Origin of the sequence: Mesorhizobium sp. M0676 (genome assembly GCF_040320535.1) — a bacterium.
In the GTDB taxonomy this organism is placed as follows: domain Bacteria; phylum Pseudomonadota; class Alphaproteobacteria; order Rhizobiales; family Rhizobiaceae; genus Mesorhizobium.
The window spans coordinates 19706-43779 of record NZ_JAMYPU010000034.1; the positions used below are offsets into that span (position 1 = coordinate 19706).

The window sequence follows — 24074 nt, forward strand, 5'->3', positions numbered from 1 at the left end:
GGCCTCAGTTCTTGCCATAGAACATCTGCGCACTGCCGGGCTGGTAGCCCGAGCCCTGCGTCAGGAAGCGGCGGCGCTGCTCCCGGCCCTGGTCGGCGGCGGTGGCCTGTTCGGCCGATTGCAACGCCTGCGCCCGACCGTTCGCGGCGACGACCGCGGTGAGATCGGCGAGCTGCTGCACTTGGAGCGCGAGGAGCTGGTTGCCGGCCTGTGTTGCCTGAAGCGCTCCGGTCGCACCCTGGCTCTGGCCGACCAGCGCCGACATCTGCGTTCGATTGGTGTCAATGTTGCCGACGACGCCCGCCTGCACACGCATGGCATCCTGAAGGCCACCGACCGTGTTGCCCCAGCGCGAGCGCGCTTCGGCGACAAGTTCTTGGTCCGAAGCCGATAGCGAGACGTTGCCGTATTTCTGCTGGAAGGCCTGATCGATCTGCTGCACGTCATAGGCAACGTTCTGCGCCTGACTGAGCAGTTGCTGCGTGCGCTGCACGGACTGCTGAAGCTGTTGCAGCGAGGAGAACGGCAGGCTTGCGAGATTGCGCGCCTGGTTGATGAGCATCTGCGCCTGGTTCTGAAGCGAGGTGATCTGGTTGGTGATCTGCTGGAGCGAGCGCGCTGCCGTGAGGACGTTTTGCGAATAGTTCGACGGATCGAAAACGATCAAGGCCTGTGCCGGTGTCGTCAGGAAGGGCGAGAATGCGGCGGGCGCGACAAGCAGTGCGGCGGCGAACCGCATGCCAAGGCAACGGCGCATGTTCATGGGGACTTCTCCTTGTTGGTGGGGGCGGGGCTGGTTAGGGCGGGAACGAGTTCAGCGGCCCAGCCGACGCCACGGTGGCTAAGCCAGGCCGCGAGGAATCCGTCGCGGCCGTGCTCGGCGAAGATGCGGGCGATCGCGGCCTGGTCGGTCTTCGAGGACACAGCGCAGAGCGCGAGCGCCACATCCGACAGACCGAGCTCGAACAGCCGGTTGCCGCGTCGGGACTGGCAGTAATAGTCGCGCTTTGGCATCGCCCGCGCGATGATCTCGATCTGCCGATCGTTGAGGCCGAAGCGGCGATAGATCGCCGTGATCTGCGGCTCGATGGCGCGCTCGTTTGGCAGCAGAAGCCGGGTCTGGCAGCTCTCGATGATCGCGGGCGCGATTGCCGAGCCGTCAATGTCGCTGAGCGACTGCGTGGCGAAGATGACGCTGGCGTTCTTCTTGCGCAGTGTCTTTAGCCATTCGCGGAGCTGGCCGGCAAAGCCCTCATCGTCCAGCGCAAGCCAGCCTTCGTCGATGATGAGAAGGGTTGGCGAGCCATCGAGCCGGTCCTCGATGCGATGGAAGAGATAGGACAGGACGGCGGGCGCGGCACCTGTTCCGATCAGCCCCTCGGTTTCGAATGCCTGGACCGACGCCGATCCGAGGTGTTCGCGCTCGGCATCGAGCAACCGGCCATAGGGACCACCGACGCAATAGGGGCGCAGTGCCTGCTTGAGATCTTTTGATTGCAGCAGCACGACCAGGCCGGTGATGGTGCGCTCCTCGACAGGCGCTGAGGCCAGAGAGCTCAACGCCGTCCAGATATGCTCCTTGATCTCAGGCGTGATCGTCACATTCTCACGCGTCAGGATCGCCACGACCCAGTCGGCGGCCCAGGCGCGTTCGGGGACATCATGAACACGCGCGAACGGCTGAAGGCTGACGCTGTCGATTGCCCCATCGCTGAGGTCGCCGCCGAGATCATGCCAGTCGCCGCCCATGGCGAATGCGGCGGCGCGGATCGAGCCGCCGAAATCGAAAGCGAAAACCTGAGACCCTGGATAGCGGCGGAACTGCAGCGCCATAAGTGCCAAGAGCACGGACTTGCCGGCGCCGGTCGGGCCGACGATCAGCGTATGGCCGACGTCGCCGACGTGAAGCGAAAGCCGGAACGGGGTCGAGCCTTCGGTCTTGCCGAAGAGCAGAGGGGGCGCTGCAAAATGCTCGTCCCGCACCTCGCCCGCCCACACCGCGGAAAGCGGAATGATGTGGGCGAGATTGAGGGTGGAGATGGGAGGTTGACGGACGTTGGCGTAGACATGACCCGGCAGGCTGCCGAGCCAGGCGTCGACGGCGTTGATGGTTTCGACGATCGCTGTGAAATCGCGGCCCTGGATCACCTTTTCGACCCGGCGCAGTTTTTCGTCGGCGATGCCGGGATCATCGTCCCAAACGGTCACCGTCGCGGTGACATAGGCCATGCCCGCATAGTCGGCGCCGAGTTCCTGCAGCGCCATGTCGGCATCGGCGGCCTTGTTTGCGGCGTCGGTGTCGACGAGGACGGACGCCTCGTTGGTCAACACCTCCTTGAGGATCGCGGCGACCGATTTGCGCTTGGCGAACCATTGACGCCGGATCTTTGTCAGCAGCCTGGTGGCATCGGTCTTGTCGAGCAGGATCGCGCGTGTCGACCAGCGATAAGGGAAGGCCAGCCGGTTCAGTTCGTCGAGCAGACCCGGTGTGGTCGCGGTCGGGAAACCCGTGACCGTGAGAATCCGGAGGTACGACGCGCCAAGCCGCGGCTCGAGCCCGCCGGTCAGCGGCTGGTCGGCCAGCATGGCATCGAGATACATCGGCGTTTCGGGAACGCGGACACGGTGGCTGTTGGTCGAGACGCAGCCATGCAGATAGGTCAGCGTCTCGGCGTCATCGAGCCAACTGCACTCCGGCATGAAGGCTTCGACAAGGCGCAGGACGCGGTCGCTGCGATCGGCGAACCCGGTCAGCACCTCGTGGGGGTCGAGGCCCTTCTTCTCGCGGCCTTCGTAGAGCCAGCTTTCCGCTCGCGCGGTGTCTTCGGCGGGCGCAAGATAGGTGAGCGTCAGGAAGTAGCTGGACTCGAAATGCGCGCCGGCCTCCTCGAAGCCCGCTTTTCGTTCCGCATCGACCAGCGTCGAGGCCGCATCCGGAAAGCTGCTGTCGGGATAACGGGTCGAGGCATGGCGCTGCGCCTCGACGAAGATCGCCCAACCGGAGCCGAGACGGCGGAAGGCATTGTTGAGGCGGCCGGCGACGGCGACCAGTTCAGCCGGCACGGCGCTGTCGAGATCGGGGCCGCGAAAGCGCGCGGTCCGTTGGAAGCTGCCGTCCTTGTTGAGGACGATGCCGGCGCCGACCAATGCCACCCAGGGCAGGAAGTCGGCCAGCCGGCTGCTGCGATTGCGATATTCGGCAAGGTTCATCATCGGCGCGACCTCGATTAGACCGTGAGATGCGCCGGGATGCGCAGATGCCGGCGAACTACGTCGACGAAAAGCGGATCGCGCTTGGCGGCCCAGACCGCGGCAACATGGCCGATCGCCCAGATTGCAAGGCCGACGAGCCACAGACGCAGTCCCAGCCCCACGGCGCCGGCGAGCGTCCCGTTCATGATGGCAATGGCGCGCGGGGCGCCACCGAGCAGGATCGGCTCGGTCAGCGCCCGGTGCACGAGGACCGCATAACCCGGCACTGCGTAGTCCGGCATTGATCCCCTCTGTTCGACCGAACCCTCCATCAGACCAGCGCTCCGCCGCCGAACGAGAAGAACGACAGGAAGAAGCTCGACGCCGCGAAAGCGATGGACAGGCCGAACACGATCTGGATGAGCCGGCGGAATCCGCCCGACGTGTCGCCGAAGGCGAGCGTCAGGCCGGTAACGATGATGATGATCACTGCCATGATCTTGGCGACCGGGCCTTCGATCGACTGCAGGATCTGTTGCAGTGGCTGTTCCCACGGCATTGATGAGCCGGAGGCATAAGCGGGCGCGGCCATCACCAGGATGAGCGTGGGAACGGAAACGGTCATGGCGAGACGATGGCGCGCGAGGCGCAGGCGTTGGATCACGGATTTTCTCCTTCGGAGTTTTGGATGAACAAGGTCAGGCTGTCGTCGCCCTCGATGACGGCTGGCGCGACCTGGTAATCACCGTCGAGGCGGAGGCCATCGACACTGGCGAGTTCGGACAGTCGGCGCGCGGAACCGCGGCCGGAAAGGACGGCAACCAGGTCGATCGTTTCGGCGATCAGCGCGCGGGGAACCGTGACGACGGCTTCCTGGATGAGCTGTTCCATCCGTCGCAGCGCGCCAATAGCGCTGCCGGCGTGGATCGTGCCGAGGCCGCCGGGGTGGCCGGTGCCCCAGGCCTTGAGGAGTTCGAGCGCCTCGGCGCCGCGCACCTCGCCGACCGGAATGCGGTCGGGGCGCAGGCGCAGCGATGAACGAACGAGATCGGAAAGCGACGCGACGCCGTCTTTCGTGCGCATCGCCACGAGATTCGGCGCGGCGCATTGCAGCTCGCGCGTATCCTCGATGATGACGACGCGATCGGCGGTCTTGGCCACCTCAGCGAGCAGCGCGTTGATCAGCGTGGTCTTGCCCGTGGATGTGCCGCCTGCAACGAGAATGTTCGCGCGGTTGGCAACGCCCTGGCGCAGCGCGTCCGCCTGCTGCGCCGACATGATTCCGGTTGCGACATAATCTTCGAGAGTGAAGATGGCGACGGCGGGCTTGCGGATCGCGAAGGCGGGCGCCGCGACGACGGGAGGAAGAAGCCCCTCGAACCGCTCCCCCGTCTCGGGAAGCTCGGCCGAGACGCGTGGGGCGCCGGCGTGGACTTCGGCACCGACATGATGAGCGACGAGGCGAACGATGCGCTCGCCGTCCGCCGCCGACAGGCGCTCTCCTGTGTCGGACAACCCCTCGGACAGGCGATCGATCCACAAGCGCCCATCGGGGTTGAGCATCACTTCAACGACGCCCGCGTCGTCGAGATAGCTCGCGATCGCAGGTCCGAGCGCTGTGCGCAACATACGTGCGCCGCGCGCCAGACCTTCTGAATTGTGATGGGAAGCTGCCATCCTGTCCCCGTTTCGATCCGGGGGAAAATGGACGGCCCCAGGACGGGGATGATTAAGAGAGCCGTATCTCGAGTGGTTTCAACACCTATGTCGAGGCGTAGTGGCGTAGCGTGCAAATACAGGAGATTGGCGGTGCCGACCGGCAATCAAGGCTGACGATCTTCAGGCAAGGTGCGGCGCTCGCCGTTAGAGAACTCCGCGCCAACCTTCTCCAAACACCGGATGATGCAACTTTACAAAAGCTTCGGAGCTGCCTTGCCAATCCGGCATCCCTCTCCAATCCGCATGACCACTTGGGCGCATAGCGGGCTTAGCCGTCCGCGGGCGAGAACCGCTATTCGGATGACGATGTTGGTGACTATAGATGGCGAGCCCACTGAAACGCGGACCTATGTAGCCGAGCTGCAGAAAATCCCGCTCGCCCAAATGCCGAGTATTTAGCATTGATGCGCGAGGACGGCCGGCACCATGGGTTGCCCGGCCCCTATCTCGCCATGCTCGACGCGCTGGGTGAGGATAACAGGATCGTATCTGGTGGATCGGCAAACGACAAAAAAGGCGCTCGGGAGCGCCTTTCTCATGGATGAGGTGAGTTACTGTATCCACCACTGTGGTCGTAGCGATTGCCAGGATAGCTTTAGTCAGGCCGGACGCTAAACGTTTGAGCGTTGAATATGCTTAGACTTTACGTGCCGTTGTTCTTTTCATCGGGTTATTCCTTTCCGTTGGTAATCGCGAAAATCGCTACGATCAGAAGAAAGGCAACCACAACGAGCCAAGTGGTGGGAGTCGCACCCACACCCATCCCCGAAACCGGATGATGAACCGGTAAATGGTGACCCCTAAGCCAGATTCAAGGACTCTTTCGGGGAAATGTAGCGATACCGCTACCGGCACCGTAAACGGCGCAAGGCGTCGATTATTTGTTCTGCTTTAGGTGCCGGCTTAGAGAGCCGTCGCCAGCGCGCAAAGCCGTCTGATCAAGCGGCTTCAGCACGAGTTGACCGTCGAGGCTTGTGGCGAACCACCACGTCGACCTTGTAGTCGAGCCGGTCCAGACAGCGAACCAGCCTGTCTATTGAAAACTTACCCGTGCGCCCGGTGACGATCGCGGAGACGTCGGGCTGTTTCATTCCAAGCAGTTCAGCCGACTTCGCCTGGGTCAGGCGCCGGCGCTTGATAATGGCGCGGATCTCGCGGGCCAGCTTGGCCTTGAGCAATTCCTCTTCGGGATTGTCAAAGCCGAGGTCCGCAAACACGTTGCCGCTGCTCACTTCGGCGGTGATGTCTTCAGTCATGACTTTGTTCCTTTGCCATAGTTTTCGCGATAGTGCGCCTCGGCCGCTTTCAATCGCACTGTCACGAGATCGATTTCATGCTTGGGTGTCTCCCTGCCCTTCTTCGACTTCTTCTGGAAGCAATGAAGGACGTAGATCACACCGGCAAAGCGCACCGTATAGACGGCCCGGTAGGTATCCCCGTCGAAGTCGTCGACCACCTCAAGGATGCTGCGGCCCCCAAACCCTTTCAGGGCTTTGACAGCCGGGTGCTCCTCACCATTCTGAGCGTCGTTGATTGCTACACCCATCAACCGGCGAACATCGACCGGAAACTCGCGCAGATCGTCCTTCGACGATCCCATCCATATCGTGGGCTTTTGAGTTTTCATTCGCTCTTACCTTATAGCATACAGACTATAATTTTCAACGAAAAATCCTGACATCGCTCAAGGCCATTTAGCCCACGGGCCTGCCGGGCTGGTGTGTGTCCAGACCGCCATCGATGTCCTCGGAGATCTCCTGCCGAAGCTTTGGACCTCTCGCCAGGCGCCGGCCGAGTGCGGTGACAAAGGCATCATAGCGCTCGCCCGCCTTGGCATGGGCGGCCTGTGCCGCTGGCTCGGGCAAAGCCGGTGTTGTCGCCAGCCAGAAGCGGACGAAAACAGCGAGCGTCTCCACGGCAATCGCGACATCGCGCTCCTGGCGCGTCATACGGCGATCCAGCTGGTCAAGCCGCTTGGTGATCGCCGCCTCCTGCCGCTCGGCGGCATCGGGTGAGAGGAACGACTCGATCGCCGCCTCGGCGACGAGCGACCGTGAAAAATCACGGCGCGCCGCATGTTCGGCCAGCCTGCTCATGACCTTCGGATCGAGATAGACGGACAGGCGTTGCTTGCGAGGTGGCTTTACCATGGGAGCCTCACATATCCACGCCGTCGCCGGGGTCGAGCGACGCCTGCCGCGCAACGCCTTGCATCAGGCGCGTCAGTCGACGGTTGCGGGCAACCTCGTCCTCCACGTCATCCAGGTGATCGATCTCGAATTCGTTCTCGGTCGAAGGCTTCACGACCTGCTCGACGCGACTGAGCTCGGGTTGCCGACGACGCTCGGAATCAGTTGTGTCGTCATCCGTGGCCAACGGCGCCGACATGGCTTCAGCAATCTGCGGACGAGAAGGCAGAGGCAGGTTCGTCCAGTCGTCCGGCCTCCCCTCCTCCGCCGCCGCCCTCAGCAGCGGCGGCGGCAGGATACGTTCCCGGAAGCGAGCATCCTCATGATAGCGCGCCTTTTTGGCGCGGATCGGCGGAGCACCCGCGACCATGACGATCTCGTCGGTGGCCGGCAGCTGCATGACTTCACCCGGCGTGAGCAGCGGGCGAGCCGTCTCCGAGCGGGAGACCATGAGATGACCGAGCCACGGAGACAGCCGGTGGCCGGCATAGTTCCTCATGGCCCTCATCTCGGTCGCTGTTCCCAGCGCGTCGGACACGCGCTTGGCGGTGCGCTCGTCATTGGTGGCAAAGCTTACCCGGACATGACAGTTGTCGAGGATCGAGTTGTTGGCGCCGTACGCCCTCTCGATCTGGTTGAGGGATTGAGCGATCAGGAAGCTTTTCAGCCCGTAGCCGGCCATGAAGGCGAGCGCCGATTCAAAAAAATCGAGGCGGCCAAGCGCCGGGAACTCGTCCAGCATCAGGAGCAGCCGGTGCCCTTTCGCCCTGACCTGCAGATCTTCAGTCAAGCGGCGGCCGATCTGATTGAGGATCAGGCGAATGAGCGGCTTGGTCCGATTGATGTCGGACGGCGGCACGACGAGGTAGAGTGTCGTCGGATGCTCGTCGTCGATAAGGTCGCTGATGCGCCAGTCGCAGCGGCGCGTGACCTCTGCCACGACAGGATCGCGATAGAGGCCAAGAAATGACATGGCGGTGGACAGCACGCCGGAGCGTTCGTTGTCTGATTTGTTCAAGAGCTCTCGCGCGGCGCTGGCGATGACCGGGTGCGGACCAGCCTGCCCCAGATGCGCGGTTTTCATCATCGCTGACAGCGTCGATTCGATCGGACGCTTCGGATCGGAAAGGAAACCGGCCACGCCGGCAAGCGTCTTGTCCGGCTCGGCGTAGAGGACATGCAAGGTCGCGCCGACCAGCAGGGCGTGGCTGGTCTTCTCCCAATGGTTTCGCCTCTCGAGCGAGCCTTCGGGATCGACCAGGATGTCGGCGATGTTTTGAACGTCGCGGACTTCCCATTCGCCGCGACGCACCTCGAGCAGCGGGTTGTAGGATGAGGATTTGGGATTGGTGGGATCGAACAGCAGGACCCGCCCATGCATGGCGCGGAAGCCCGCGGTGAGTTGCCAGTTTTCGCCCTTGATATCGTGAACGACGGCGGAGCTCGGCCAGGTCAGCAGCGACGGGACGACCAGGCCGACACCCTTGCCCGAACGTGTGGGCGCAAAGCACAGCACATGCTCCGGTCCATCGTGGCGCAGATAGGCGCCGTCAAAGCGCCCAAGCACCACCCCATCGGAGCCGAGAAGGCCCGTTGCCTTGACCTCCTGCTTGTCGGCCCAGCGGGCGGAGCCGTAGGTCTCGACCTTCTTGGCCTCTCGAGCCCGCCAGACCGACATGCCGATGGCGACGGCGACGCAGGCGAAACCGCCGAAAGCCGCGATAAAGGCTCCCTCTACGAAGATCGACGGCGCGTAGGCATCGAAGCCATACCACCACCAGAAGAATGACGGCGGAAGGTAGAACGGAAAGCCCAGGACACGGAACCATGGCCTGCCCAGCTCGGGCTGGAATGCCAGGCGCCAGGCCACCCACTCCGTCGCGCCCCAGGTCGTGAACAGTACGATCATCAAGACGGCGAGGATCTGGCCCCAGAGAATTTTGGTGGCGGACATGCTGCAGTCCTTTCTTCAAATTGAGACTAGATGCCGAGGCCTCGCTTGCGGCCAAAACTCCAGTCGATGCCGTCGTCATTGCGAGCGACGCCAGAGACGTGGCTGCCAAGATGTTTTTCCAGGGACGGCGTCCAAGGCACCAGTTGGAAACCGAGGCCGTCATCGATCATGGCGAAGCGGCCGGAGGCGAGCGTGAAACGTTGCCGGTAGGAACCGGCCACAAACTCACCACTGTGAACGCGGTTGAACGGCTGGCCGGCTTCGGCCGAGAGCTTTTCGCCGAGCGCCTCCAACTCGCAGCGACGCAGCGTGTCTATCAGGTTGCGGGTGAAGGTTGTGCGTTGGCCATGCCGCTCGCCGAGGCCCCGTTGGACGAGGTGGTCGGCACGGCGCTGCATCGCCTGCCGCACCTCGGCGCCGAAGCCGCCTTCCGACAACGCAGTCGGTTCGCGGGCGATGTTCTGGCGATCGAGCCAGGTGGCGCCGGCGGCGGTAACCTGCCGCTCAATATCGAGATCGGAACGGACAGCGAGTGCTGCGCGCCCATGTCCCTGCGCGTCATGGAACTTGCGCAGCTCAACGATGGAACCCGGAGCGCTGTCGCCGGCGGCATCGAGATCGGACAGCTTGATGTGATGGGTGCGGCCGTCGGTGCCATCGATCACGGCGTAGGCACTGCCCTTCAACTCGTCATCGAGACCACGGTCGACCAGCCGACCGACGATTGGCGTGTCGAGGCGCTCCGCCGCGAGCACATAGGTCGCCGACCCGCGCTCGATGCCCTGTTCTGTCAGGGCGCGGTGCATCCGCTTGATGATGTCACCGCGTTCGCCAAGCTCGCGCAGCGTCGCCTCGGCCTTTTCGTCGATCCTCCATTGGCCTGGGCCGACCTGTTCGGCAAGGCCAAGGGTTTCGAGCTTGCGCGCCCGCCCGACCTTCAGCACGTGATACTCATCGGGCTGAGCGCTCGCCGGGGACGCAAGATCGACAACGCCTGTGTCGCGGCAATCGCGAACAAGCTGCCGGTCAAGCTGGGTCCAACGTTCGGCCTCGACCTGACGCTGCAGATTGCGGCGGATGTCGAGATCGGTGCGCGGGCCGAGCTCCTGGGTAACGAGGTCGGCGGCGCGGGCGCGCATTCCCTCCTTGATGTAATCGCGGGAGATCACGAGATCCTGCCCGTCATCAGTGCGGCCGCGCAGGATGATGTGAAGGTGCGGGTTGTCGGTGTTCCAGTGATCGACGCCAGCCCAATCCAGTTTCGTGCCGAGGTCCTTTTCCATCTGACCCATCAGATCGCGGGCGAAGGATTTGAGGTCCGCCATGTCGACGGCATCTTCCGGCGAGACGATGAAACGGAAGTGGTGCCGATCATCGCCGCACCGCTCGGCAAAAGCACCGCCATCCACCTCCCCGTCCTCCGGCCCGAACAGCCTTGCCTTCTCCCCGTCCCGGGTGACGCCCTCGCGGCGCAGATAGGTGAGATGAGCGGCAAGCGGGGCGCCGCGCGCGTGATGGCGCACCAGCCGTGTCTTGATGATCACGGCTCGCGAGCGGCCGGTGAGGAGACGATTGGCGCGCACGCTCGCCGAGCGGCCACGCCCGAAGGTCGAGCGATTGCCCGGACTGATCCGGCCGGAGCGAGAGATGCGGGCGCCGGCCTTCCGGGCGGCGGCAAGCGCCTGCGCGATGAAGGGCCTGGCGCGCCGGGCACTGGGCGAGCGGATACGGCCGGGCCGGATGCGGAAACCATCCTCGTCAGTCATCGTGAAGATCCGCACATCGTCTCAAGGCACCGAAATCACAGGTGAAACGGTGTTCCGGCGAGGTGCGCCACATGTTCGCACCTCGCGGAAATGCCACATAACCTCTTGAAACAGCACAACCGATCGACGCCGCACCTCGCGGCCTTTTATCTCGCCATCTTCCGGTTGTTCTGCACACCTTCCGCCTCCATCCACGCCACGGTGCGCTGGAGCTTGCGGTTGCGCGAAGACGCCCATGTGCGCTCATGGCTGTATCCCTTCGCCCGCTCGCGCCACGAAGAGGCCTTCGGACAGCGGCACGATGGCGGACACATCGCGCACGGTGGGCGCAGAGCTCGCGTCATTTGGTGGCCGTTCGGTCGGCACGAGAGCGACAGCTTGCATGCGATCCGGCTGGCCGACGAAGAGCGAGCCATGCTTCCACGGAATGGCCTCGACAGACGTAACGGCGAAAGGGCGCATACCCTCGCTTTCACCGATCAGGGGCGCAAATGCTGCGACATAGGCGCGGGTCTCGGCCGGTAACGGACGCCCAGTGAGGTAGGCTTGATAGCGTGCAGGTCCCGCGTTGTAGGCGGCCAGAAACCCTGGTGAGCCGAAGCGATCGTGCAGTTCGCGCAGGTACGCCGTTCCAGCCAGGATATTGTCCCGGGCATCGAACGGATCGCGGCCGAGCGACCAACGGGCACGCAGTTCATCCCATGTGCCGGGCATGATCTGCATCAAGCCGCGGGCGCCTGCGCTGGACACGGCGCGCACAGCCCCCGCACTTTCCTTGCGCATGATGGCGCGTATCAACGCGGTCGGAACGCCGAAGCGGCGCGAGGCTTCTGCGATATGCGCGCCGAACGGATCGCGTTGCGACGATCGTGTGAGAGGTGTTTCCTGCGCCAAGGTCGCCGCCGGCATGACGGTCGCAACGGACAGGCCGCAAAGGAGGAGCAGAGCCATGCGCCGGGCAGCGCGAAGCGGCCCGGGCGCACCGCGATGGCTCGTCGACGGACGGCGAGCGCGCATCGTTCAATCCTTCTCGCTACGGTCGCGCGGTCGCGCCCAGTGCAGCGACCAGGAGGTTTTGTCGTCGCCATTGCGAAAGAGGTTCGCGCGTATCGGCTGCGCGAAGGTCGGGTCGTCGAGCTGGATCGAGACATAGTCTCCGGCCTTTTCGCTGGAGCGTTTCCAGCCGGCGCCGATCTCGGGGCCGTCCTCGCTTGCGGCGTGAATGCGGTAGTCAGGCGCATTCTCCGTTTCGCTCGCCTCTGCCGCCACAATCGTAATATCCAGGTTGAGGCTGAGCGTGCGGATGCGCCCGCTATAGCCAGTCTTCTGGCGCGTGAATTCTCCGATCTGTTGCATGTCAGGCTCCTGTTTTCAGTTGTGCGGTGATGAAGACTGGTGGCACGAAAACGCGCGCCGCCGGTCGCGCGCTCACCGCGTTGGCGCGCGCCATTCGAAGCGGCCGTTGCCGTCCTCGTCTGTCCACAGCGGAACGGCGCGGCCGATAATCCGTCTGGTGGAGAGGAGGCCGAAGTAGCGGCCGTCGAAGCTGTCGCGGACATGCCGGTTCATCAGGAAGACTTCGCCGCTCGCGATGCGGCGGCAACCCTGCCAGACCGGCAGGTCACGGCCGGCCCGGTCACGCGTCAACGCCATCCCCGCCTCGATTCCATCGACCGTGATGGTGAGGTTCGAGCGACAGACCCGTTGCCCCGATACGCCAAGGATGCGCTTCAGGAGTGGCACGACCCTCGGCAGATAGCCGCGATCGGCGAGGAACGCCGCGAGCGGCTCGGGCGCGTCGACGGCCACAAGATCGGTGACCTCGAAGGGTCCGTCGAAGTCGATCGTGTAGAAGCCGATCGGTGCGCTGGCTGACGCATTCCAGATGAGCTTCGCGGGCATCGAAGTGAGGCCGGGATAACCGACCCCCATGGTTGCGATAACGCTGGCTAAGATGATCCCGGCGCGCGTCACGGCTCGGTCCTCTTGCGCAGCAGGAAGGCACGATGTTGGTCGAGTGTGTAGCTGCGCGGCGCATGGCCGGCGGTTATCCGGTTGTGGATGTGCCGCCAATGATCAGGCGACACCAACTCAGGCTCGATGCCGAGGCGCTGGATGGCGTCAATCGCCTGCAGCACGCGTTCGACCTTGGGCCAGCTCTCGACCTTCAGCAGGATGTCGCCGCCGGGTCGCACGAAGGGCAGTGTCTGATAGGCTTCGCCAGACGCGACCGCACGCACGATATCGATGCGTGAGAAGATCGTTCCGAAGTCGTTCGCGGCCCAGCGCACGAACGCGAAGACCGTGCCGGGGCGAAAGGACAGGATGCGCCGGCGACGATCAACGATCTGTTCGCGGGCGTGCGTGCCGAAACGGATCCAGTTCTCCTGTCTCTTCTCGACCCAGGTCAGTTCGACATGGACGAGATCGTCGCGAGCGTGGTGCGTGGCCGGGAACGCGTCGCGCATGCGGGGAGCCGCGATGCCAATCATTTCGGTTCTCCTGATGTGGTGGGAAATTCGCGCGCAGCGTGTCGGCGACGATGATGTCGTGCTGGAGAGCGGCGATGCGGTCGCGCTCCTGAGTCGTCATCTCGGTGGTCGGGCGCACGACGAAGGTCGCGAACTTATTTCCCTTGCAGGTCAATTCACCGGCGAGATGCAGCGTCAAAGTTGCCTTGCCGACACGGCTCTTTCGATTGAGGGGTGCGGCGCTCATCGGGTGGCTCCCGAGCGCGGATCAAGCGGCGGAGTCGGACCTTCGGAAGCGCTGGTTGCCGTGATGCGACCGCCAGAAACCGATGGCGCATTGGAGGTCTTGTCGGTCTCTATCCCGAGTGCGTCGCTGGTTCGGCGGATCAGCCTCTGCACATTGCGCGCGCGCTCTTCAAAGTTAGAATCTGGGTTAGAGTCTAAGTTAAGGGCGCCATTTCGGCTTTGCTTTCCTGGGGTTAGGCCCCGTTTCGGTTCCTGATAGCACGAGCCTGCGGTTCCCGATGGCACGAGAGGTCCGGTTCCCGATAGCACGAGGCCGTCCACAGGCCTTCCACAGGAGCCGATCCGCTCGAAGGCAAGCAGAACCCGGCCGCCAATCTCCACTTCCAGCGCAAGGGTGTAGCCGGGCAGAGGCTGGCGGCGGATGATGTCGCGCAGCTCGAAGGCAAAGCGCTTGTAGGGCGACAGGCTGCCGGATTTCTGGTGAAGGTGACGGAAGTCGAAGCGCCAGCCGTCGCGCTGGCGTCCGCCATGCTTGCGCACCAGCCGATAGAGCCAGCGCTCCAGCCCCCCAGTCAGGTCGAAATAGGCCCGATTGATCGTCAGCACGAGCGCGTCATCGAGGACCGCCTGGTAGAACCAGTCGGGGACGATCAACTCGATCCCCGCGGGCTGACCATGGCGGTCGATGCGCTCCTGCCACTCATTGATCCATGAGAAGCGGTGACGCCGGCCTTCAGCGGGCTGACGGATGGTCGTCGAGACGGTGGTCGACTGCAGCCGGTCAAGCCCCGCCTTCAAGCGCTGATAGTCGCGCAGGCTCTTGCCGCGGCCGACGAAGGTAAGGATCTCATACGGCGTTGCAGCCATAAGGCGCGAGGTGCGAAGCCCGGTGTCACGGGCCTCGACGATCTGGCTCGCGGCCCAGATCAGGATGTCGGCGTCCCAGATGGTCGCCATGCCATGATCGGGTACGGCCTCGACCCGGATCTTGACGTCGCCGGCGGCAGAATCGATCGGGGTGATGCGATGGGTCTTGGAAAGGGAGAAGAACGGATAGGCCATGAGATCCTGCGCGTCTCGTGGGGCGAAGTCGCCAGGCAGCGCCCGGAAAAGGTCGAGCTGCCCGCGGTCCGAAAGGGACTGGTTTCGCGCCACCATCTGGAAATCCGCGCGCGGTCAGCGTGCGTATCGTCCGCCATGCGCCGGCGGCGTCGGTGTGTGACGCTTGGCGGGCAGGACCGACCCACGCGGATCGGATGTCGAAGTGACAGCGCCGCGTTCGGCCCAGGCCTGAAGGTCGTCGACGGCATAGACGACGCGGCCGCCGAGCTTTCGGTAGGAAGGACCAGTGCCATAGGTCCGGTGCTTTTCGAGCGTGCGGGCGGACAGGCTGAGGAAATCCGCAGCTTCCTTGGTGCGCAGGAAGCGCGGCGGCAAAACGGCGATATCGGGTCGCATGGGTCGAACCTCCGTGGGTTTTTGGGCGGCCGCTGGCGTTCAGCGGTGGACGGAGACCACGGTGGCGGAGAGTAAGCTTCGTCAGGGATGGGGAAATTGAGGGGGGCTAAAACTCCACCCCTTTTGCGCGGCCAGACCCCGCTAGGATCGGCGGCGATGACGCAGGATTTGCAAATAGCCGCCGCCGATCATGGCGGTGGCGCCTTCAACGAGACCGATCACCGCATCGCGCAGCGCGGAGGTCTTCCAGGGATCAGCGGCGACGCGCTTAGACCCGTAAAGGGCGACGCCAATGTCGCGGTAGCTCGCGCCGTTGGCACGGGCGTCTGCGGCCTGCATCATCAGACGAAACCGGCGGCGCTGCTGTACTGTCATACGGGTGTCCGAAGATGTGGGGCGCCCCTGCAAGGAGCGCCAGAAACGGGTGAGTGCTTCGATCCGTCCCAACGTTTCTGCATCCAATGGGATCAGCGCCGCCAGGTGGCCGTGCGGGTCACTGCCGGGCAGAAGGAGAAGTTGGGTCGCGACACCTGCACTGTGGACAGTGTGACGTCCTTCCGGGCTGTCATGGAGCACGCCCAGGGCGGTCAACGGCGCCGATCGCAAGGAAGACAGGAATTCCGGCGCCGGCACGAGAGAAACCACAGCTGGATCGACGTCGGGCGACCACAGAATGTCTTGCGCCAAGGCGGACAAATCCGGCCTGGCCGGGAAATCGTAACCCCCACAGCCGCTGTGTCTCAGGCTGGAAGGGTGCTTTTTCGGCTCTTGTGGTCAGGAGCGCTTGGTAGTGCCGTTGATAGGGTTCGTGACGCCGCAGACACTCCCAGGCGAGCCCCTCGATGGGCAACGTATCGAAATAATCATAGCTGTCATTGTCTCGCCAATGCGACGTATCCGGCCTCATCCAAAGAGCTCCTCGCAAACAAGGCATAGACCCCGCCTGCAAACGATTCCGGGTTGTAGCGATTGGCGGAAGACCCTCGCCGGGCATCGGGTGATGCCGTTCCGGCATCACCCGGGAAACGCAGGCGCTGTGGTGCTAGTTGCCGGGCCGACGCAAGAGATGACGGTAGCCTGCACGCGCCATCCAGCGCGCTCGCGCCAGATGGCTGTCATGGATGCGCCGGGCGCGTTGCGGCTCCTTCGTCAGATCAATGCCGAAGAGAATTTCGACCACCTCGCGCCAGTCCGCGCCGTCATCGGCGGCGTCAAGCAGGCGCATATAGAGCTTGACGTGTTCCCGATCGTATTCGGTGAGTTCGTCACTGGTCGGCGCGGTTTCGTCAAACGGCTCGATCATCGCTTGCCTCGTCTTCCCAGAGTGAAAGCCTGCATTTTACAGAACAATTCTGCCAACGGAGGCCGGTTGATCAGCATCAGGCGATGCGGGTTCGGCATCGCTCTCGGCTTGAGTGAACCGAACCGGACCGTCCGCGGAAGAGGCCCCGGCCTTCCGGCCGGGGCCTGCGCGGGTCCTCAGTCGCTCCGCCGCGCGTTCGGGCGGGACCAGATGAGCGAGAAACCCTCACCTTCCTCGTCGTCGAAGAGGTTGGCGTAGATCGGGGCGTTGAAGCTTGGATCGTCGAGCTTGAGGCCCAGGTAGTCGCGGCCCTCGTTGGAGGTCTTCGACCATGCGGCGCCGATCTCGGCGCGGCCGACCAGCACCCGGTGGCTGGGAGCGTTCTCGCCAGTGGCGCGAGTGTCTGGGACGATGCGCACGTTCTTGGCCTGGACGCTGAGGGTGACGATTTCACCGGTGAATTCGTTCGAGGCGGACTTCTTGAAGGTGCCGATGGTAGCCATTGTAAGTCTCCGTTTTCTGTTCCCGAGCCCGCACCATGCGGCCTCGATGGCGATCACTTGGCCGGAGGCGACCGACGACGCATCGCTTGCGACCGGAGCAAAGCGGAGGACGGCGCAAGAACGGCTTTCTTGTCTCGCGAGGAATGGCGGCGCTCGGGGTCCCCATGCGCGTGCGGCATGGGGTGGGAGCCGGCAGGGGAAGAAAGTCGGGACGCGCCGTTGCGGCCCAGGCGGTCGAGGCTTCAGCCGTCCTTCGGCCAGATCAGCCCATTGAAGACGCCGTTGGAGCGCTCTTGGGACAGATTGGCACGGAGACGTTGGCGCGCAACGCGCCTCGGGCAGATCGCTACAGGCTTCACCGCATCGCCCTCGCATTCCAGGCACAGATTCCGCGCACCTGCAACGCCGCCGCCACCGCCCGCTGCCGTCCTGCCACCGACTGGTCGGTCTGCCATGGGCATCGACTGAAGAAAGTCCAAGGCCATAGACGAGGCCGCGCCGGCACGTGGCCGTTGCTCGATTCTGGCCTGGAACCCGATTGCTCCAGCCACCGATAATGAGGTGGCTAGGCCTTCCTCGGTCTGGTCCATCCGCCTCGTCCGCGCGGGTCTAGGCGCGAACCACGTTCCTGCCGGATCAGTCGGCGGCTGTCATGCCCACCACCCGGAGATATGCCGTGACGCCGACGACGGCGGTCGCGCCAATGACGGAAAAGACGATCTGCCAGGTTTCCGAAGTCATTATGTGCTTCGCGATGCCATGGGAGGCATGGCAGCCGGTAACGATCGCAGGCGCGATGAAGACCAGAGTGATCGCCACCTTGGCCCACATGGGGCTGACAACGCCGAGGAGGATTGGCCGACGCCGAGCGTCAACCCGGCTGCGAGGCTTCCGACGAGGATCGCGTCAAGCCAGCCGGCACAGCAATATCAATGGTTTAGCGCCAAACTTCGGTCAGTTCTGCGGTTCGCTATCTCTGATCAGCGGCGCAGGCCAATACGCAGTCGGGATAGCCACTCCGGACATTCGCGCGCAGCGGCCAGCGCCCGATCGCTATCTTCTAATCGATGGACAGGTGGCCGCGTTCTGGGCATAGGCCTCGAAAGCGACCCGGGGATTAAAGCGGTGCCGACACTGTTCCGAAAACCGCCGGAACGTCTAATATGCCCAGATGCAGGGGACACGCATCGCTTTTGGTCCGTTCGTACTCGATCCCGACATCGGGACGCTCCTGAAAGAGCAGATCCCGATCGTTGTTGGGCATCGTGGGCTGACGCTGCTTGCTGCGCTTACGACCCGGCCCGGCGAGATCCTGACCAAGGCCGAACTGATGGACGCTGCCTGGCCGGGAACCGCCGTTGAGGAAGGCAACCTTACGGTCCAAATAGCGACACTGAGAAAGGCACTCGGTCCGGCTGACAACGGCGGCGAGTGGATCGCCACGGTGCCTCGCGTCGGCTACCGCTTCACCGGGACTGTCGAGCCGGTGGCGAGCGCATCCCGCAGACCGATACCAGGGTCCGGCAAGCCGTCGATTGCGGTCCTGCCTTTTGCCAATTTGAGCGGCGATCAGGACCAGCAGTATCTCAGCGATGGCATAACCGAGGACATAATTACGGAGCTGGCCAGGTTCCGCTCCCTCCTTGTCATCGCGCGGAATTCATCTTTTCAGTTTCGCTGTCCGGCATTGGACATTGCCGAAGTCCATCGCAAACTCGGAGTTCGCTACCTCGTCGAAGGCAGCATACGAAAGCTCGGTGATCGCATTCGGATCACCGCACAGTTGATTGACGCTACCACCGGTACCCACCTGTGGGCCCAACGGTACGACAGGGCCCTCGACGACATCTTCGCATTGCAAGACGAGGTTGCGGCTCTCATCGCCTCGATGGTCGAAGGCCAAGCGGAGGCCGATTCGACGAGCAGGACCAGACGCAAGCCTCCGGCCGATTGGGATGCATACGACTGCTACCTGCAGGGGCGCGCACAGTTCTACCGGTATGAACTGGACATGGCCGAGCCCCTATTCGTCCGGTGTGTCGAGCTCGATGCAATGTTCGCTCAAGGCCACGCCTTCCTCGCGCAGGCGCTCGTCGGCAGATTTTGGTACGACAACGATCCGCGGACGCTACAGAACGCCTGGGACTCGGCACGAACGGCGCTCGCTCTCGACAGGAGCGATGGCGTCTGTCACCAGAGCATGGGCCTGGTGCTTACGCACATGCGCCAGCACAGCGACGCGGGAGTGCATTTCGAGCAAGCGCGCTCATTAAACCCGTTGGACGTGAACATAGCGGGGGACTACGCAAGCTGGCTCAACTACGGCGGCCGGGCCGAGAGCGCGCTGAACGTGCTTGAATCTGCGCTGCTGCGCGACCCGTTACCTCCAATATGGTTCTGGGAGGTGAAGGGCAGCTCCCTCTTCCTGCTAAGAAGGTACTCGGAGGCCGTCGGTTCGTATCAGAAGGCCGGCGACCAATTCTTCATTCATGCCTTTCTCGCAGCGGCGTACGCTCATTTGGGCGAGACGCAGAAGGCGCGTGCTGAAGTTCAGGAAGCACTGATGAGGAAACACGACCTGACTATCCGGCTGATTTCACGTCTCCCGTTCGCCCACCAAGTCGACCTCGAGCTTTTCACGTCAGGCTTCAGAAAGGCCGGTTTTCCCGCGTGAACGCACCTTCGGCGCGCGCCGGTCAGGCCCGACAGCCGAATGCACCCCAAGAGATCATCGAACCCCCTTAACCGAGATCGAAGTCGAGGGCGTCGGCACGCATCGGCTTCCGGGCTAGCATTCCGCGCGTCTCGTCTTCTGGACTCTTCGTTGAAACAGTCGCATCCTCTCTGCGGGGATGAGGGCGTGGACAAATACCGATACGACAATCGATCTGATCGCTGGCGAAAGCGAGCCGGTGCCAAGCATAGCCGTGCGCACCGATGGGCGAATGTGCCGCGGCGCCTGATTTTGGTGACTGCGGTAGCGGCTGGCGCTCTGGTCGCGCAAACCGCCATCCAGCACAGTGAAAGTTTGCCAGAGATCAATGCATCGAATTGGTTCGGCTCGAAGCCGGCGCCGATCGCCGGTGTCGCGTCTGTGATCGACGGCGACACGATCGAGATCCACGGACAGCGCATCCGCTTCAACGGCATCGATGCGCCCGAGAGTAAGCAATATTGCGAAGACGCTAAGGGCTTCGAATACGCCTGCGGGCGCCATGCTGCCCAAGCCTTGGACGAGTTCCTCGCTGCATCGCGTCCGTTGCATTGCAGCTTTGTTAACCGAGACCGGTACGGCCGGCTTGTTGGGGATTGCGATCGCGCCGACGGTCGCAACGTCCAGAGCTGGCTTGTCGAGCGGGGCTTGGCACTAGATTGGCCGCGCTACAGCCACGGAGCCTACGCAAGACAGCAGGCGAAGGCCCAGGCGGCGAAGGTCGGTCTGTGGGCTGGAGCGTTTCAGGCGCCATGGGGTTGGCGCGCAGAGCATGCGAATGGCACCACCAGGCCGTCAGCAAAACAACCACTCGGCATCATGCGTAATGGGCAGGTGGCGCAGAGCTATTCTTGTCAGCCACGGCGAACCTGTCCCCAGATCAGCTCATGCAACGAGGCGAACTGGTATTTGGCCAACTGCTCTTGGGGCGGCAAGCTCGACCGCGACAAGGACGGCATTCCTTGCGAGAGCCTTTGCTAAGTCCGCAGTGAGAGGGGACATGGGATGATCGTCGTCGACTTTGCCCTTTTTGCCTCCACAGCGCACACCAAGGGGAACTCTGTGGTCGCCCAGAGCCTTCCGCAAGGCTACTGGCGAAGGCAATCAATCGGTCACCGCCGCCAAGATACGCGGCGTCTGGCGCCGCAGCGACGAGTATAGGAGAATTCCGACCTTGGCCCGCTCAGCGTGCCTGAACTCCTGCGCAACTGAGGCAGAGCGATGTGCGGACGTTACACCAAATATCTGTCGTGGTCGGAAATCCACCGGCTCTACCCCCTGACTGCGCCGGCGGAGACGGGCCGCAACGACGAGCCCCGGTACAACATCGCGCCGACTCAGGATGTCCCATTCGTCACTGCCGGTGAAGATGGCAATCACAGGCTCCGTGAAGGGCGCTGGTGGCTGGTTCCCTTCTGGGCAAAGGAAATGCCCAAGGCGGCTATGTTCAATGCGAGGATTGAGGGCATCGATACAGCGCCCGCCTTCCGCGACGCCTACAAGTCCAAGCGCTGCCTGATCCCTGCCGATGGCTTCTACGAGTGGACGATATCGCCAGCCGACGGCAAGAAAGACCCTTGGCACATCTACCAGCCAGGCCACGCGCCTTTCTCGTTCGCGGGGCTTTGGGCTTACAATTCCAATCTCGACATAACCAGCTGCACCATCATCACCGAGCCTGCCGCAGAACCGATGAAGCAGTTGCATGATCGGCAGCCTCTCATTCTCGACCCGGCCTACTATGACGCCTGGCTGGACCCGGCGACACCCAAGGACAGCCTCAAGGACGTTCTCAGCCACGACATCGACGGTCAGCTGCAGTTCAACCGCGTTGGACGTGAGGTGAACACGAGCGCCGTCAACAAGTTGCCCAACGACCATCCCGGCCTGGTCGGGCCGATCAACCCGTTATGAGCGACGAACCGAGCCGGCTTGCCGATGGGATGACAGCGATTCCGCGCGGCCGAGAGCCGATCGAAAATCGCTTTGCGAGCATTCTGGCTGCGGCAAGCTCGGCGGGTTTGGCTTTTCGAGGCCTGGACAGAAGTCACATTGGTTCTGTTGTTTGCATCCCGGCGACGGCGATCGGTTTCTATAGGAGTTGACGTCCGACCATCTAGCGCCCCTGTTCGAGGCATGGCATCGAGAAGCTGTGAAACTCTTCAAAATGCCCCGGAAAGGTCCGGGCGAGATACCGCACCACTCTGGAATTATCCATCAACCGGTCGAAAAAGCGGTTGGCTGCGACAAGCTCCAGGCCCACCTGGCCATGACGTTCCGCGGCGCTGAGAACCGCAAGGCTTACCGCGCCGACATCGAGCACCATCGCGCCGCGCTGGTCTTCCGCTTGTGTGGTGATCGTTGAGAGATTAAAACCCTCGACCAGCAGGGCTTGCGGTGTCAGAGCGACGAGTAGTCTCGCGTAGGTGATCCTGACCCGGTCCATCGCCACCATCAGCCGGGCAATCTCCAATTGCCTGGCTGGCAGCACCTTCTGGAGCAACCCGAAGATTTTTGTTTTTACCGGCGCGTCCCGAAGCAGGTCGAGGACATCAGGGCAAATTCCGTTAACGGCTTTCCGGTTCTCGCCTGTCTCGGAAGCGGGTTTTCCGGGAGAGCAGAACATTTGCGGCTCGCGGGTCGCGCCACGCAACCTATGTGCCAGTAGGCTTGGCATTGTCCTGAAGCCCTCGGACACCAGCGTGGCGCAGAATTGCTTGTCGCGCATCATCAGGTGGAGCGCCGCTACTATCCGGTCTAGGCTCTGTTCAGACTTTGCCGCTTGCGTGACGAAATCGCGCATGCGTTTGCATTCCGTATCGTAGGTCGCCAAAAATTCGTGTGAACGAAGCCTCTTCTTGGACCCTAATGCGCCAGCAACAATATTGCTCGCATGTCTGTCGCCACCGTTTTCCAACGCACGGTAGGCGGCGTCCTTGGCTAAGCGCTTGACTACCAAGCCACGCCTCCGACAGGCTCTCGCTCTGCCAACCTGATAATCGGGTCGAGCGTGGGAAAAATATAGCTGTCCAGCGGTATTCCATTGATGGCATGCAGTTCCGATTTACCCGCGATCTCGTGGGCAGGCGCAATCAAATAGTCCCGAATGGTCAGGTCGCCGGGATTCATACGGATCAGGACGAAAATGTCGGGTAGTGGCCGTTTATCGGCCTTGGAAAACCAGCGTGGATAGCCGAAGCCGGAAACCCTGCATCGGCCCATTGTAATCGCCACCGTGATCTCCTCGTTTATCCGCAGGAGGTCCATCGCCATGTCATGGGCAGCAACCCCGCCCTGCTTATCAATCGCGCCCACAAGATCCCGGATAATCTGCAGCCTCATTGATTCCAGGTGCCGGTTCACGCCGATGAAGCGGTAGTTTTTGGATGGCTCGTATCCGATCAGTTCATAGGCTTTGACAATGGTTCCAAAACGCCACTGGTAGCGTTGGGCCGGCGGGCACCCGGGATCCGCGTCGATCATGGCCAACGACAAGGCGCCACGGCGAGCCAGAAGTGCCCTAAGAGCGGCCAGCATCTCGTCGTTGGTCATGTGGCGATAGATGGTCTTGAGCACGATCTGCGCCCGGTCGAACAGTTTGCGGTCGACGATCGGCTCCAGGACGTTTTCCACCCGCACCCACTGTTCCGGGGGATTTCGGACTTGATGGCTTCTCAGCCGGGCCGAATGCTTGTTCCAGACGCTGTTGCCAATGTAGTTTTCGTTGGTCAGCACCGAGTGGACGGATTCCCGCGTCCATGGTCGCCGCAAATCGCTGAGCACGCCGCGCTTGTTCAGCAGTCTTGCCATCTCCAGCTCTGTCTTGCGTGTTCTGACAAAGTGACTGAAGATCCACTTCACTGTCGCAACCTCGTCAGGCGGGCCGAGCACCAGAACTATTCGATCCGTCTGCTGGCTCTTGTATTCGTGGGATGAAAGGATGCCTTTTGAACGGCCGTGTTGATCGACAAGCAGGCGCCGCAGGCCAAAGGCGGCCTTCCCGCCCTGCCGGAAGCCCAGCCGGATCAACCTAGCCTGGCCGATGAAGACTTTTTGCGAGAGCATTCTGCTCTGCTCGGCAGCCATGCTCCGTTTGATTGCTTTGAGGACGTCTGACCCGATGCTGCCGTCGTTTGCGAATTGCTCGGCGCAAAATTCGATACGGACGCCGGCCATCTGGCATCGGTATTCGTAGGCTGCGCTTTCATCAATGTTCTGAAAACGCCCCCAACGGCTTACATCATAGACCACAACCGTCTCAAAATCGGCTCGCCCACTTTCGACATCGGCCAACAGCTTCTGAAGACCGGGGCGCCCTCCAAGGTTTAAGCCGCTGCGACCGAGGTCCTCGTAAGTGGCGACAATCTCGTAAGCCATGAGATCGGCATAGTCGCGAATGGCATCCGCTTGGTTGTCGATCGAGTAGGTCTGGTGTTCCGTCGACATGCGCACGTACTGCGCGGCGCGAACTCTAGGCACAGTCTGGTTCCCGCCATCTAACTTTGGCACTTTCCCCACACTCTCGACCGTTGCCCAGGCAATGTCTGCCTGGGGCATGCC

General features: G+C 62.8%; 26 protein-coding genes. 3 read left to right on the forward strand and 23 right to left on the reverse strand.

The annotated features are described in order from the left end of the window. Positions 1 to 4: 4 nt before the first annotated feature. The 21 genes from trbJ to NKI35_RS27220 all read right to left on the reverse strand — a co-directional run bounded on the left by trbJ (position 5) and on the right by NKI35_RS27220 (position 17632). A complete protein-coding gene (gene trbJ, locus NKI35_RS27120) occupies positions 5 to 763 on the reverse strand; it encodes a P-type conjugative transfer protein TrbJ (protein ID WP_352741880.1) in 759 nt (252 codons plus the stop codon). Beyond that, entirely contained in the window at positions 760 to 3213 is a 2454-nt protein-coding gene (trbE, locus tag NKI35_RS27125; RefSeq protein ID WP_352741882.1) for a conjugal transfer protein TrbE, read from the reverse strand. The genes trbJ and trbE overlap by 4 nt, the downstream gene beginning before the upstream one ends. 14 nt (positions 3214 to 3227) lie before the next feature. Beyond that, complete coding sequence (locus NKI35_RS27130; RefSeq protein WP_269906768.1) at positions 3228 to 3494, reverse strand: VirB3 family type IV secretion system protein; 267 nt, start codon at positions 3492 to 3494, stop codon at positions 3228 to 3230. A 29-nt stretch (positions 3495 to 3523) separates the two neighbouring features. Further along, the gene (locus NKI35_RS27135) at positions 3524 to 3817 is read right to left on the reverse strand and encodes a TrbC/VirB2 family type IV secretion system protein (protein WP_245466354.1); all 294 of its coding nucleotides are present in this window, start codon (positions 3815 to 3817) and stop codon (positions 3524 to 3526) included. Between the two features lie 35 nt (positions 3818 to 3852). Further along, positions 3853 to 4869: a P-type conjugative transfer ATPase TrbB gene (gene trbB, locus NKI35_RS27140; protein WP_352741885.1), complete on the reverse strand. Its 1017-nt coding sequence runs from the start codon at positions 4867 to 4869 to the stop codon at positions 3853 to 3855. A gap of 980 nt (positions 4870 to 5849) precedes the next feature. Further along, on the reverse strand, positions 5850 to 6167 hold the full coding sequence (locus NKI35_RS27145; protein ID WP_023707464.1) for a helix-turn-helix domain-containing protein: 318 nt from the start codon (positions 6165 to 6167) through the stop codon (positions 5850 to 5852). Next, complete coding sequence (locus tag NKI35_RS27150; protein ID WP_502897176.1) at positions 6164 to 6538, reverse strand: type II toxin-antitoxin system RelE/ParE family toxin; 375 nt, start codon at positions 6536 to 6538, stop codon at positions 6164 to 6166. Before NKI35_RS27150 ends, NKI35_RS27145 begins: the two co-directional genes overlap by 4 nt. 67 nt (positions 6539 to 6605) lie before the next feature. Beyond that, positions 6606 to 7061, reverse strand: a complete 456-nt coding sequence (locus NKI35_RS27155; protein ID WP_352741887.1) for a ribbon-helix-helix domain-containing protein — start codon at positions 7059 to 7061, stop codon at positions 6606 to 6608. Between the two features lie 7 nt (positions 7062 to 7068). Then, complete coding sequence (locus NKI35_RS27160) at positions 7069 to 9054, reverse strand: conjugal transfer protein TraG (RefSeq protein WP_352741889.1); 1986 nt, start codon at positions 9052 to 9054, stop codon at positions 7069 to 7071. 26 nt (positions 9055 to 9080) lie between these two features. Beyond that, on the reverse strand, positions 9081 to 10820 hold the full coding sequence (locus NKI35_RS27165; protein WP_352741890.1) for a relaxase/mobilization nuclease domain-containing protein: 1740 nt from the start codon (positions 10818 to 10820) through the stop codon (positions 9081 to 9083). Between the two features lie 243 nt (positions 10821 to 11063). Then, positions 11064 to 11837 (reverse strand): lytic transglycosylase domain-containing protein, encoded by a 774-nt coding sequence (locus NKI35_RS27170; RefSeq protein WP_352741892.1) that lies wholly within the window; start codon positions 11835 to 11837, stop codon positions 11064 to 11066. Between the two features lie 3 nt (positions 11838 to 11840). After that, positions 11841 to 12176: a DUF736 domain-containing protein gene (locus tag NKI35_RS27175; RefSeq protein WP_352741894.1), complete on the reverse strand. Its 336-nt coding sequence runs from the start codon at positions 12174 to 12176 to the stop codon at positions 11841 to 11843. A gap of 72 nt (positions 12177 to 12248) precedes the next feature. Then, positions 12249 to 12794 carry a S26 family signal peptidase gene (locus NKI35_RS27180; RefSeq protein ID WP_352741896.1) on the reverse strand — a complete coding sequence of 182 codons (546 nt, stop codon included), beginning with the start codon at positions 12792 to 12794 and terminating at the stop codon, positions 12249 to 12251. Beyond that, complete coding sequence (locus NKI35_RS27185) at positions 12791 to 13312, reverse strand: DUF2840 domain-containing protein (RefSeq protein ID WP_352741898.1); 522 nt, start codon at positions 13310 to 13312, stop codon at positions 12791 to 12793. The genes NKI35_RS27180 and NKI35_RS27185 overlap by 4 nt, the downstream gene beginning before the upstream one ends. 222 nt (positions 13313 to 13534) lie before the next feature. After that, positions 13535 to 14695: a replication initiator protein A gene (locus NKI35_RS27190; protein ID WP_352741900.1), complete on the reverse strand. Its 1161-nt coding sequence runs from the start codon at positions 14693 to 14695 to the stop codon at positions 13535 to 13537. An 18-nt stretch (positions 14696 to 14713) separates the two neighbouring features. Continuing rightward, a complete protein-coding gene (locus NKI35_RS27195; protein ID WP_023808373.1) occupies positions 14714 to 14995 on the reverse strand; it encodes a helix-turn-helix transcriptional regulator in 282 nt (93 codons plus the stop codon). Positions 14996 to 15136: 141 nt separating this feature from the next. Then, positions 15137 to 15640: a DUF2285 domain-containing protein gene (locus NKI35_RS27200; RefSeq protein ID WP_352741919.1), complete on the reverse strand. Its 504-nt coding sequence runs from the start codon at positions 15638 to 15640 to the stop codon at positions 15137 to 15139. Next, positions 15561 to 16010: a transcriptional regulator domain-containing protein gene (locus tag NKI35_RS27205; RefSeq protein WP_352741902.1), complete on the reverse strand. Its 450-nt coding sequence runs from the start codon at positions 16008 to 16010 to the stop codon at positions 15561 to 15563. The genes NKI35_RS27200 and NKI35_RS27205 overlap by 80 nt, the downstream gene beginning before the upstream one ends. 27 nt (positions 16011 to 16037) lie before the next feature. Beyond that, complete coding sequence (locus NKI35_RS27210) at positions 16038 to 16298, reverse strand: DNA -binding domain-containing protein (protein ID WP_023715497.1); 261 nt, start codon at positions 16296 to 16298, stop codon at positions 16038 to 16040. Between the two features lie 176 nt (positions 16299 to 16474). After that, entirely contained in the window at positions 16475 to 16801 is a 327-nt protein-coding gene (locus NKI35_RS27215; RefSeq protein WP_023816712.1) for a DUF736 domain-containing protein, read from the reverse strand. Positions 16802 to 17437: 636 nt separating this feature from the next. Further along, the gene (locus NKI35_RS27220; protein ID WP_502897177.1) at positions 17438 to 17632 is read right to left on the reverse strand and encodes a hypothetical protein; all 195 of its coding nucleotides are present in this window, start codon (positions 17630 to 17632) and stop codon (positions 17438 to 17440) included. Positions 17633 to 17972: 340 nt separating this feature from the next. On the opposite strand from NKI35_RS27220, the gene NKI35_RS27225 reads away from it, so the two are divergent. From NKI35_RS27225 to NKI35_RS27235, 3 genes are all read left to right on the forward strand, one after another. Continuing rightward, positions 17973 to 19475, forward strand: a complete 1503-nt coding sequence (locus NKI35_RS27225; RefSeq protein WP_352741904.1) for a winged helix-turn-helix domain-containing tetratricopeptide repeat protein — start codon at positions 17973 to 17975, stop codon at positions 19473 to 19475. A gap of 186 nt (positions 19476 to 19661) precedes the next feature. Further along, positions 19662 to 20495, forward strand: a complete 834-nt coding sequence (locus tag NKI35_RS27230; RefSeq protein ID WP_352741906.1) for a thermonuclease family protein — start codon at positions 19662 to 19664, stop codon at positions 20493 to 20495. A gap of 240 nt (positions 20496 to 20735) precedes the next feature. Beyond that, positions 20736 to 21428 (forward strand): SOS response-associated peptidase, encoded by a 693-nt coding sequence (locus NKI35_RS27235; RefSeq protein WP_352741908.1) that lies wholly within the window; start codon positions 20736 to 20738, stop codon positions 21426 to 21428. Between the two features lie 202 nt (positions 21429 to 21630). On the opposite strand, the gene NKI35_RS27240 is transcribed toward NKI35_RS27235, so the two are convergent. Together NKI35_RS27240 and NKI35_RS27245 are read right to left on the reverse strand one after the other, a co-directional pair. Next, positions 21631 to 22473 carry a plasmid partitioning protein RepB C-terminal domain-containing protein gene (locus NKI35_RS27240; protein WP_023731574.1) on the reverse strand — a complete coding sequence of 281 codons (843 nt, stop codon included), beginning with the start codon at positions 22471 to 22473 and terminating at the stop codon, positions 21631 to 21633. Next, positions 22467 to 24071 carry a recombinase family protein gene (locus NKI35_RS27245; RefSeq protein WP_502897178.1) on the reverse strand — a complete coding sequence of 535 codons (1605 nt, stop codon included), beginning with the start codon at positions 24069 to 24071 and terminating at the stop codon, positions 22467 to 22469. The genes NKI35_RS27240 and NKI35_RS27245 overlap by 7 nt, the downstream gene beginning before the upstream one ends. Positions 24072 to 24074: the final 3 nt, after the last annotated feature.

Coding starts and splice junctions, on each gene's coding strand:
- trbJ (WP_352741880.1), bottom strand. CDS start 763: ATGAACATGCGCCGTTGCCTTGGCATGCGGTTCGCCGCCGCACTGCTT.
- trbE (WP_352741882.1), bottom strand. CDS start 3,213: ATGATGAACCTTGCCGAATATCGCAATCGCAGCAGCCGGCTGGCCGAC.
- NKI35_RS27130 (WP_269906768.1), bottom strand. CDS start 3,494: ATGCCGGACTACGCAGTGCCGGGTTATGCGGTCCTCGTGCACCGGGCG.
- NKI35_RS27135 (WP_245466354.1), bottom strand. CDS start 3,817: ATGACCGTTTCCGTTCCCACGCTCATCCTGGTGATGGCCGCGCCCGCT.
- trbB (WP_352741885.1), bottom strand. CDS start 4,869: ATGGCAGCTTCCCATCACAATTCAGAAGGTCTGGCGCGCGGCGCACGT.
- NKI35_RS27145 (WP_023707464.1), bottom strand. CDS start 6,167: ATGACTGAAGACATCACCGCCGAAGTGAGCAGCGGCAACGTGTTTGCG.
- NKI35_RS27150 (WP_502897176.1), bottom strand. CDS start 6,538: ATGAAAACTCAAAAGCCCACGATATGGATGGGATCGTCGAAGGACGAT.
- NKI35_RS27155 (WP_352741887.1), bottom strand. CDS start 7,061: ATGGTAAAGCCACCTCGCAAGCAACGCCTGTCCGTCTATCTCGATCCG.
- NKI35_RS27160 (WP_352741889.1), bottom strand. CDS start 9,054: ATGTCCGCCACCAAAATTCTCTGGGGCCAGATCCTCGCCGTCTTGATG.
- NKI35_RS27165 (WP_352741890.1), bottom strand. CDS start 10,820: ATGACTGACGAGGATGGTTTCCGCATCCGGCCCGGCCGTATCCGCTCG.
- NKI35_RS27170 (WP_352741892.1), bottom strand. CDS start 11,837: ATGCGCGCTCGCCGTCCGTCGACGAGCCATCGCGGTGCGCCCGGGCCG.
- NKI35_RS27175 (WP_352741894.1), bottom strand. CDS start 12,176: ATGCAACAGATCGGAGAATTCACGCGCCAGAAGACTGGCTATAGCGGG.
- NKI35_RS27185 (WP_352741898.1), bottom strand. CDS start 13,312: ATGATTGGCATCGCGGCTCCCCGCATGCGCGACGCGTTCCCGGCCACG.
- NKI35_RS27190 (WP_352741900.1), bottom strand. CDS start 14,695: ATGGTGGCGCGAAACCAGTCCCTTTCGGACCGCGGGCAGCTCGACCTT.
- NKI35_RS27195 (WP_023808373.1), bottom strand. CDS start 14,995: ATGCGACCCGATATCGCCGTTTTGCCGCCGCGCTTCCTGCGCACCAAG.
- NKI35_RS27205 (WP_352741902.1), bottom strand. CDS start 16,010: ATGCCGGAACGGCATCACCCGATGCCCGGCGAGGGTCTTCCGCCAATC.
- NKI35_RS27210 (WP_023715497.1), bottom strand. CDS start 16,298: ATGATCGAGCCGTTTGACGAAACCGCGCCGACCAGTGACGAACTCACC.
- NKI35_RS27215 (WP_023816712.1), bottom strand. CDS start 16,801: ATGGCTACCATCGGCACCTTCAAGAAGTCCGCCTCGAACGAATTCACC.
- NKI35_RS27220 (WP_502897177.1), bottom strand. CDS start 17,632: ATGTGGGCCAAGGTGGCGATCACTCTGGTCTTCATCGCGCCTGCGATC.
- NKI35_RS27225 (WP_352741904.1), top strand. CDS start 17,973: ATGCAGGGGACACGCATCGCTTTTGGTCCGTTCGTACTCGATCCCGAC.
- NKI35_RS27235 (WP_352741908.1), top strand. CDS start 20,736: ATGTGCGGACGTTACACCAAATATCTGTCGTGGTCGGAAATCCACCGG.
- NKI35_RS27245 (WP_502897178.1), bottom strand. CDS start 24,071: ATGCCCCAGGCAGACATTGCCTGGGCAACGGTCGAGAGTGTGGGGAAA.